General features: G+C 63.1%; 6 protein-coding genes. 4 read left to right on the top strand and 2 right to left on the bottom strand.

The window, feature by feature from the left end; genetic code table 11:
- Positions 1 to 361: 361 nt before the first annotated feature.
- Positions 362 to 1,693, bottom strand: coding sequence for an ROK family protein (locus IRZ31_RS17370; protein ID WP_297155947.1), 1,332 nt, complete (start codon positions 1,691 to 1,693; stop codon positions 362 to 364).
- Between the two features lie 584 nt (positions 1,694 to 2,277).
- Here IRZ31_RS17370 and IRZ31_RS17365 point away from each other — a divergent pair.
- The 4 genes from IRZ31_RS17365 (at position 2,278) to IRZ31_RS17350 (ending at position 8,607) form a co-directional block, all read left to right on the top strand.
- Positions 2,278 to 3,615, top strand: a complete 1,338-nt coding sequence (locus IRZ31_RS17365) for an ABC transporter substrate-binding protein (RefSeq protein WP_297155945.1) — start codon at positions 2,278 to 2,280, stop codon at positions 3,613 to 3,615.
- 251 nt (positions 3,616 to 3,866) lie between these two features.
- Entirely contained in the window at positions 3,867 to 4,751 is an 885-nt protein-coding gene (locus IRZ31_RS17360) for a sugar ABC transporter permease (protein WP_297155943.1), read from the top strand.
- Between the two features lie 119 nt (positions 4,752 to 4,870).
- On the top strand, positions 4,871 to 5,815 hold the full coding sequence (locus tag IRZ31_RS17355) for a carbohydrate ABC transporter permease (protein WP_297155941.1): 945 nt from the start codon (positions 4,871 to 4,873) through the stop codon (positions 5,813 to 5,815).
- Between the two features lie 77 nt (positions 5,816 to 5,892).
- Complete coding sequence (locus IRZ31_RS17350; protein ID WP_297155940.1) at positions 5,893 to 8,607, top strand: glycoside hydrolase family 78 protein; 2,715 nt, start codon at positions 5,893 to 5,895, stop codon at positions 8,605 to 8,607.
- Positions 8,608 to 8,761: 154 nt separating this feature from the next.
- Here the strand turns inward: IRZ31_RS17350 and IRZ31_RS17345 are convergent, their stop codons facing one another.
- Entirely contained in the window at positions 8,762 to 9,994 is a 1,233-nt protein-coding gene (locus IRZ31_RS17345; RefSeq protein WP_297155938.1) for a DUF4129 domain-containing protein, read from the bottom strand.
- Positions 9,995 to 10,092 lie beyond the last annotated feature (98 nt).

Below are 10,092 nucleotides of genomic sequence, written 5' to 3'. Positions count from 1 at the left end.
GCTGTGGCCTTGCTCAAGGTTCATGGCAGTGGGTCCTCCCGCAAGTCAGCGAAAGACATAAGGCACACGAGCGCCACGAAGCGACAAGAAGCGAAGCCAGACCAGGCGGGCACAGGCCACACCCAGGTTGCTGACCTGACTGGCAGCCGGAGGGCGCGGGCAATCCGGGGCCGCCGCTCGCTTCCATGCCCTTCAGCTCAGCGCTGATCTGATAGAGAAGACAGTACCCGAGGAGAAGCCAGGGCGCCAGCCCAGCGGGAGGACAAACAGGGGTCAACTGCTCCCCTTCTGAGGGGACAAGCGAGAGCAAGCCGTGCACAGACGGGCTGGCACCACCCCCGTCCTACAATCCCTCAGCCCTTTAGCTTTCCGGCAGCCCCGGCTCGGCACGCAGCTGAGCTGGCGGTGCGAAAAAGTGGCGCAGCACCAGGCTGCCCGCTCCGCGGGCCCAGCTCTCGTAGCCTGGCTTCTTGACCGTCAGAAAGCGCAGGTCGCGACCCATCTGCGCAAAGACATGCTGCTCATAGGTGGTACGCAGCGAATCAAGGAGCAGATCGCTGACGCCAAGGGAGGTATCGGGGCTGGAGAGAATAATGCACTCGGGATTGAGCAGATTGACTAGATTGGCCAGAGCTACCCCCAGGAGAAGACCAGCACGCCCAATGGCCGCCCGCGCCGCCTCTTCACCTGCTCTGGCACGCGCAATGACTTCGCCCAAGGTCGGCGTGGGTGGCTGCCACAGCGGATCAAGCTGCAGCGGGACCGCGCTCGCCGCCTGAACAGCTTCCAGATAATTCTGCACAATACCGCTCTCCGAGACATAAGTCTCCAGACAGCCGCGATTCCCACAGTTGCAGCGCCGCCCATCGAGGGCGACCGCTGTATGACCGAACTCACCCGCCCCTCCAAAGGCCCCACGGTAGAGGTCGCCGTTGAGGATCAGACCCAGGCCCACACCGCGCCCAATGGCCACAACCAGCGCATGGTTGTAGGCCCGCGCCAGCCCAAAGAGCTTCTCGTAGATGGCCAAACAGTTGACGTCATTATCGACAAAGACCGGCAGGCCCAGCCGCTCCTCTAATGGCTCCCTGATCGGCAGCTCCTTCCAACCGAGAATGTGCGACTGCAGACACCAGCCCCGTTCGGCATCGATCAGGCCACTGAGACCAAGACCCAGCCCAATCACGCGCGCCCGCGGCAGCTCACCACCGCTTAGCAGCTCCTCAACGCAGGCCGCTATCAGCTCTATGACCCGCTGCTGATGACCAGCCAGCGTCAACGGCCATTGACGCGCCATCACCAGATCACCCGTCAGATTGACAATGGCCGCCGTCAGCGAATCGGGCTGCGGAATCAGGCCAATGGCAAAACCGCCCTCTGGATGCAGCTCCAGCAGCCCGGCCCTGCGCCCACCGGTCGATTCCATCCCTTCGCGCTCCAGAATGAGCTGACGCTCCAGCAGGCTGTTGACAATCTTGATAACCGTCACCTGGCTCAAACCCGAGAGGGCCGCCAGCCGCGGACGCGAGATCGGGGCATGGGAACGAATGAGATTTAAGACAATGCTCTGGTTAATGCCACGGATCAAAAAACGATCCGCCGCCTTCCGAGGTTGTCCCTGCGCGGCCAGTTCCGCCACCGCCTTTCTTAAGTTAGTAAGGAAAATGGTAGCGCAAAAAGCCTGCGGCGTCAAGCTCGAGTTGCTCCTGCCTCTGCGCCCTCCCTCCATCTCAGCGGGCAAACTATCCCCCTTCGCCAGCTCAGTCGTTGCGCTGTTCTCCTCGCCCATTGACAAGCTCCCCGCACCCGACTATACTATCTACTAATCCTATTTTACTTAAGTTACTTACTTAACTTGTCAGCGCCGGAGGCCACCCCTGAGAGGCGGGCGATCAGGAAACCAACCTGTCAGGCGGCGGGCGGGCAAGTTTGGTAAGCGAGCAGAGAAGCACCAGGAGGAGGAGCGTGGCGCAGGCCCGCCCTGCCAGTGACGGCAGCCGGGCCGGACACCCGGGAAGCGCGCTCATCATGGCAGATCGAACTCACTGAGCGCGAAGGAGCGCGGGCAACGTGGCCCACTTGAGCCAAGGCGACGGGTACGGTGCGAGTGGAGGCCCGCCCAGGCTGCTGCGAGAGGGGCCGCAGCGAGCCACGGAGAGCCAAAACCAGCCAGCGTTTGTCTGCCTGCCGACGCGAGGTGAGGCGATGCGATGCAATGCAATGCAGATGCGCTGGCCCTCTTGCTTGGGTCAGCAATCCAGAGGAGGATCGACGCCTATGCAGACCACCGACGATCGCGACCCCAGGGTTCTGCTGAATCGGCGCCAGTTTGTGCGCCTGGCTGGAGGCGCTACACTTGGACTGGCCGCTCTGCTGAGTGGCTGTGGCGGCGAGTCTGGAGGCGGGAGCAGTGGCTCCGGCTCACTCGCCATTCACTTCCTCTCGGTCCAGCAAGCCGGCACCGGCTGGCCCCTGGTGCTGCAGACCATCACTACCGACTACGCCAAGACCCACCCCGGCGTTAGTTTCACCGTCGACTACGTCGCTCAGACGAATATCTACCAGAAAGTGCAGCTCCTGGCCGGGCAAGGTGCCCTGCCTCTGCTCTACAACAGTCCTCCCGTCGATACCCTGCTTCAACTGCAGAAGAATGGCCAGGTGCTCGATCTGGAGGCAGCCTTTCGACAACTGGGGGTTCTGGACCAGCTTGTGCCCGCCGCTGTTACCATTGTCAAACAGCTCTTCAACAACCAGCTGCTGGCTCTCCCCTTTGAGCTAAATATCGAAGGCTTCTGGTACAACAAGAGCATCTTCACGCGCTATGGGTTGCAGCCGCCGCAGACCTGGGACGAGCTGGTGAGCCTGGCTGGTCAATTGCAGCAGCACGGCGTTCAGCCCTTCGCCGCCTCGGGCATCCAGGGCTGGCCCTTGACGCGCCTGATCGGCAACTACCTCTTCCGCAAGTATGGCCCCGAGGCCCTGCTGCGCGTCAAAAACGGGCAGGCCAGGCTGACCGACGCTGGCTACGTTGAGGCAGCCCAGGCTGTGGCCAGCCTGGGGAAGCAAGGCTATTTCGGGAAGGGCGTCGCCGAGCTGGATTATGATCCCGCTGAAGATCTCTTCCTCCAGGGGAAGGCCGCCATCTTCTACATGGGTAGCTGGGCCTTGCGCGACTTCAACAATCCGGCCCGCAATAAGATCGGGGCCGAGGCCGTCGGCTATTTCCCCTTCCCGACGGTGGCCGGCGGCAGCGGCACCAGCGACCAGGCCCCGATGAACGCCGGCCAGACGACCTCTGTCAACCAGGCCAAATATAACAGCGCCGCCGGCGACTGGTTGGCCTACGTCGCTCGCCACTATGGCGACGTCGCGCTCGCGAAAGAAGGGGCCGTCACCGGTTTCGTCGTTCATCAGCAGCCGGCTTCTGTTCCGGCCTTGACGCGGCTGGTGCTCAATCTGATCGGCCAGGTGAAGCAGCCGGTGCTCTGGTTTGAGGCTCTCTTCTCAACCAAGGCCACCACTCTGTCGCAGCAGAATGCGGCTCCTCTGGTGACCGGAGCGATGTCTCCGCAGGATTTCATGGCCGCTATTCAGCAGGCGCTTGACCAGGGCTAATCTTCCTCTGCACGGCAGGCGCGCGATCCTGGTGTGAGCGCCGCGTTGTGAGGCGCCGGACCTTGCCTTATTCAATCTGGGCCGGGGACGCCCCTTCTCCAGCCTGGTTGCTCGCCCGCCAGCGGCAAGGCCCCGGCGCCTTCCCTCCCACCGTTGCGCGCCAGAGACAGCCATCCTCGGCTCCTGGACTAGGCCCTAACAGGGAGAAGCAAGCAAGAGAGAGAGAGAGAGAGAAAGGGAGTGCTCTCCGTATGGAACAGATCTTGCGCAACCGGCGGGCGATTGTGCTCCTGGTGGGACCGGCTCTACTGGTCTATAGCGGCGTGGTGTTGCTGCCAATCGTCTGGTCGCTGGTCTATACCTTCTTCGAGGGCAATGTTATCGGCGGTTTCCATTTCGTCGGGCTGCAGAACTACCGCCAGCTCTTGAGCGATGCGGCTTTCTGGCAGGCCCTGGTCTTTACGCTGAAGTATGCCGTGACAGTGACGGCTGGTCAGATCCTCCTTGGCCTGCTGCTGGCTTTGCTCTATGTGTTCTATCTGCGCCGGGCCTCGGCCCTGGTGCGTACGCTGGTTTTCTTTCCCGTGGTCTTACCGACGGTGGCCGTGGCCCAGCTCTTCGCTAAGATCTTCGCCATTGCTCCGCAATATGGCCTGGTGAATGCCGGGCTGGCGCTGCTGCATCTTGACGGCTGGATTCAAGCCTGGCTCGGTCAGGGATCAACGGCCTTCTGGGTGCTGGCTCTCATGGATATCTGGCGCGCGATGGGGTTCTACGCGGTGCTGCTCTATGCCGGCCTGGTGGAGATCCCCGCCGAGCTGATCGAGGCCGCGCGCGTCGATGGCGCCTCCGGCCTGCGTCTCGTCTGGCACGTGATTCTACCGCTGCTGCTGCCGATCCTGCTCTCAGCCCTGATCTTCAGCATCAATGGAACTCTGAAGGTCTTCGACAGCATCCTGGCCCTGACAGGGGGCGGCCCCGGCCAGGCTACTACGCCGCTGACGCTTTATATGTTCAATACTGCTTTTTCTTATGGCCAGTACGGCTATGGCAGTACTCTGGCAATGGCGCTGGCTGTGCTCAGTCTGATAGTGACCATCATGATCTTTGGCTCAGCGCGCCGCGATGTGGCCTGAGCCGCGCTTATCAGCTAGCCAGCCTATCTTCTGGTTTAAGGACCTGCGCCAGTTTCAATGTCGTTGCAAGACAAGAGATAGACAGGGAAGAAACAGACTAAAAAGGGAGGCCGTTTTCAATGATGCGCTCTGATGTGGCTGCCAGATCGTCCCGGCCTGCTCCGGCCCCTGTTTTCACCCGCGTAGCTCGCTGGTCGCCGCGGAGTCGCTCCCAGCGTCAGCCGCGCCGACGCCGTCTGTCCTGGCTATGGCGCCTTCCTGTGCGCCTCCTCCTGTTGCTGCTCCTGACGATCGAGATCTATCCACTGATTTGGCTGCTGCTCTCTTCGTTTAAGGAGGACGCGGAGTTCTCACTCAGGCCGCTGTGGGCCTTGCCCGCGGGCCTGCACTGGCAGAACTATGTCGAGGCCTGGACCACCGGCAATATCGGCCTCTACTTTCTCAACAGCGTGCTGACTGTCTTTCCGGCGTTGGCGCTGATCCTGGCCCTGAGTGTGCCCGCCGGCTTCGCGCTGGAGGTTATGCGCTGGCGTGGGCGCAATCTCGTGCTGTTGCTCTTCCTGGCGGGTATTATGGTGCCGCTGCAGATTCTGCTGCTGCCCCTGTTTACGATCTATTTTCATCTGGACTTGATCGATACACGCTGGGCCTTGATCATTACGTATACGGGCTTCGGGCTGCCACTGACGGTCTTTCTGATGGCCGGCTACTTCAAGGCCATCCCGCGCGAGCTGCTGGAAGCGGCTATTCTCGATGGAGCGGGTCTTGTGCAATTGTTTTTGCGCGTGGCGGTGCCGCTGGTGAGCAATGGTTTGGTGACGGTGGCCCTGGTACAGTTCTTCTTTCTCTGGAATGACTTGCTTTTCTCGCTGACCTTTATCAGCAACGATCAGCTGCGCACCATTCAGACGGGTCTGCTGAACTTCACCGGCCAGTATGGACAGGTGGCCTGGGGGCCGACGTTCGCCGCGGTGAGTCTGGCGGTCTTCCCGACCCTGTTGCTCTACCTGCTGCTCAATCAGCGTGTGATCAAGGGGCTGACCGCTGGTGCTCTCAAGGGCTAAGCCACAAGTAAGCGAGTGAACAGCTCGCGGTCGCGGCCCTTCCGCTGCTGCAATCTCTGTGTCTGTAAGGAGCAAGCATGACCGATCACGAAGGAGATCAGTACGAACACGATCCGGCGCAGGCCGCTGGCGTCGAGATTAGAGCAGAGAGAGAGGCGGCGCTACACATCCGTCGAGTCCGGATTGAATATCATACAGAGTCGGAGGTCCTGGGCCTGGGTGCCGAGCGCCCCCGCCTGAGCTGGATGATCGAGACGGAGCGTCCCGCCTGGCACCAGGCTGGCTATGAGATCGAGGCGTATGACGCCGCTGGCCAGCTCTGGGCGAGCAGCGGCCTGCTGCGCTCGGCTGAGTCGGTGCTGGTGCCCTGGCCCTTTGCACCCTTGCACTCGCGGCAGCGTTTACAGGTGCGGGTGCGTGTCGAAGGGCAGGATGGTAGCCGCTCGCCCTGGAGCGCGCCGGTCACGTTGGAGGCTGGGCTGCTGCAGCCTTCCGACTGGGAGGCGCGCTTTATTACACCCGACTGGGATGAGGATACGACGCGCCCGCAACCGGCGCCATTCCTGCGCCGCGAGTTCGAGGTGGCGCCAGGGCTGGCGGCGGCCCGCCTCTACATCACAGCCCTTGGCGTTTATGAGGCTCACTTGAATGGGCAGGTTGTCGGCGATCAGGTGCTGGCCCCCGGCTGGACGAGCTACGATCAGCGCCTGCTTTACCAGACCTTTGATGTGACGGCGCTCTTGCACGAGGGGCACAACGCTATCGGGGCGATCGTGGGCGACGGCTGGTTTCGTGGGCGCCTCGGCTTTCACGGCGGAGGGCGTAATCTCTATGGAGAGCGCCTGGGGCTGCTGGCCCAGCTAGAGCTATACTACGCCGATGGACGCTGTGAGCGCGTCGTCACCGATCTGAGCTGGCGCGCCAGCACTGGCCCTATCCGCGCCAGCGACCTCTACGATGGTGAGGAGTATGATGCGCGCCTGGAACAGGACGGCTGGTCTGAACCGGGCTACGATGACCGCGCCTGGCACGGTGTGCGTCTGCTGGAGTGGGATCTGACGCGGCTGGCCGCCCCCGAGTCGCCGCCGGTGCGGCGCATCGCCCTCCTGGCGCCGCAGGCCATCCTGACTTCTCCGAGCGGGCGCACGATCCTCGACTTCGGTCAGAATGTGGTTGGGCGGCTGCGGCTGCGTGTGCGTGGCGAGGCAGGGCAACAGATTACGCTACGTCACGCCGAGATCCTCCAGGAGGGCGAGCTGTGCACTCGTCCGTTGCGCACCGCTCGGGCGACCGATCGCTACATTCTGCGCGGCGGCGGCCTTGAGATCTGGGAGCCGCGCTTTACCTTCCACGGCTTCCGCTATGCCGAGGTCGAGGGCTGGCCTGGCCCGCTGCAGGCTGATGACATCCAGGCGGTGATCTGTCACTCCGATCTGGAGCGCACGGGCTGGTTCAACTGCTCGGAGCCGCTGCTTAACCGCTTCCATGACAATGTTGTCTGGAGCATGCGCGGCAATTTCCTCTCTATTCCGACCGACTGCCCCCAGCGCGATGAGCGCCTCGGCTGGACAGGCGACATTCAGATCTTTGCGCCGACGGCCTGTTTCCTCTACGATTGCGCCGGTTTTCTCTCTTCCTGGCTGCGTGATCTGGCCAGTGAGCAGACGCCAGAGGGCATTGTCCCTTTCGTGGTGCCCGATATTTTGCGGCGCATCCCAGCTTTGCCAGAGGGGCGACTGCTGCCGGTGGCGGCCTGGGGCGATGCCGCTGTGCTGGTGCCGTGGACGCTCTACCAACGCTATGGCGATAGCGAGCTGCTGAGGCGGCAATTTCCCAGTATGCGGGCCTGGGTCGATCTGCTCGATCGGTTGGCCGGCGCGGAACATCTGTGGCGTGGGAGCTTTCAATTCGGCGACTGGCTTGATCCGGCGGCCCCGCCAGAGAAGCCAGCGGCGGCGCGCGCGGCGCCAGAGGTTCTGGCAACGGCCTACTTTGCTCGCTCAGCCGAGATCGTCTCGCTGACGGCGGGTGTGCTGGGCCTGCGCGCGGAGGAAGCGCGCTATCGAGAGCTGGCCGCCCAGGTGCGGGCAGCTTTCCGACAAGCCTACGTTAGCCCCGATGGGCGCATCTTCAGCGATGCCCCTACCGTCTACGCTCTGGCCTTGCAATTCAACCTGCTGGAGAATGAGGAGCTGCGCCAGGCCGCGGGCCGGCGCCTAGTGGAGCTGGTGCAGGCTGAGGGCTATCACCTGTGCACGGGGTTTGTCGGTACGCCCCTGCTCTGTGATGCGCTCTGCAGTGTTGGGGCCGCTGAGGCTGCTTTCCGCCTGCTGCTGCAGCGCGAGTGCCCTTCCTGGCTTTATCCGGTCACAATGGGAGCAACAACCGTTTGGGAGCGCTGGGACAGCCTGCTGCCCGATGGATCGGTCAATCCTGGCGAGATGACTTCCTTTAACCACTATGCTCTCGGCTCGGTGGCCGACTGGTTGCATCGTACGGTTGCAGGTCTGGCGCCCGCGGCACCGGGCTATCGCCGGCTGTTGGTGCGCCCGCTGCCGGGCGGCGGCCTGACCAGAGCTGAGGCTCGCCTGCGTACCCCCTACGGTCAGGCGGAAGTCCGCTGGCAGCTTGTCGATGGTCTCTTTGAGCTGACGGTCGTGGTCCCGCCCAACACGACAGCCAGCATCATCCTGCCGGGCCGCCAGCAGCCCGCTGCCGAGGTGGGCAGCGGTACCCATCGCTGGCGCCTACCCTATCCTGCTGGAGCTGAGGCGGACTCCGTCAGCTCCTAGGCTGGAGCCTTGAGCCACCCAGGGCCGAGCACAGGTAGAGATGGGCGGCCTTTCTTCGCGCCGCCTGCTTACCTGGTCCCGGCCCTCTGCCGGTTCTCCCCCCTACTGCCGTCCATGTGCTGGCGCTGCCAGCTCCCAGGTCGACTACGATCCGTTAAGATGGACCTTCGCTTTTCTGTCGAGCATCAAATCGACCGCCTCGGGTCGAGAGGGAAGTGTGCAGTTTCTTCCAGGATTGCCGGAGAGCTGCCAGTCGTCCCGCTTCAGCGGGTTGACCGCCGTAGCGCTCGGGCAGGTACGCTTGCGTGAGCTGGTCCCCGAACTCTACCAATTGCTGAGTTGAGGCCGTTGCCGGAAGCGAAGTGCGAAGGCGCGCCAGATATTCTTGTGGCGTTTCTGCTGGATGACGTACCCATGTCCGATCACGGGCAGCCAGATCCTGCAGCCAGGCCCGGTAGAGCCAGCGCAGCGAGGTTGGTGGCAGCGGCTCTATCAAGACTCGCCTTCGACGCTGACCCCGCCTCTGTCTCAGACGTTCGCCGAGGAGTGCCAGCGGATTGAGCATCTCGCGTTCCTCCTCGACCTCGGGTACAAGGGATTGCCAGCGTCCAAGATGGATAACGCGGATTACAAGCCAGAGGAGACCGCCGATGATCAGGAGAAGCAAGAGCAGACGCCCACCCATGAGAAGGAGCGGCGGCACAGAGAGATGGCTCTGTCCTTGCTGTGTCAGCAACTGGCGGCGCAGAGTCGCTGGCGAAATCAGGACGGGAGCGGGGACCGGTCCTTCACGACGCACTGCGGCCACGACAAGAGCAAAGAGATCGAAGAAAGGCGTCAGGATGAGGACGATGAGCCAGAGGAGGACCTCGCTTACCCAATCCCAGGCCCTGGCGACAACAGGAGTGAGCAGCGTGATCGCGGCCTGAAACGTAACGAACGAAAAGATTGTCTCCAGAAGGGCTACCAGCAGCAGGATCAGGAGAGAGAGGAGGGCCAAAGCCAGCAGCCAGGGACGTGTCGGATCAGCAACGGCGCCCGTATCCCCGGCGCGACGCAGACGCTGGCGGCGAATCGTGCTCAGACGTGCCAGCGAGAGCGTCAGCAGGCCAGAGAAGAAGAAGAGTGGCAGCGTCAGACTGAGGACGGCCAGCAGGTCGCGCCAGGAGGCCAGCAGGGCCAGCATCAGGCTAGTCAGCAGCGCCAGGAAACCCAGGCGGAAGGAGCGCGTCAGCGCTTCATGCTCAAAGCCGAGACGGGCCCGCGCCAAAGCCCGGCGCCAGAGCCAGACGAGGAGCAAGGCAGCCAGGGAAAAATCGACCAGGAATCGGCCCACCAGTACCTGTGGCAGCAGTGGCCCCCCAACACTTCCCAGAGCCAGTGCCAAGGGCAGCAGTCTGGCCGGAGCGCGGCCGCCCGGGGGGGGGGGGCGGGGGCGTGGGGCGCCCCCCGCCCCGCGCGGCCCGGGGGGGGTTTAACAACGGG

Source organism: Thermogemmatispora sp., assembly GCF_019683635.1.
Taxonomy (GTDB): Bacteria; Chloroflexota; Ktedonobacteria; order Ktedonobacterales; family Ktedonobacteraceae; genus Thermogemmatispora.
This window is presented reverse-complemented; position numbering and strand designations above follow the sequence as displayed.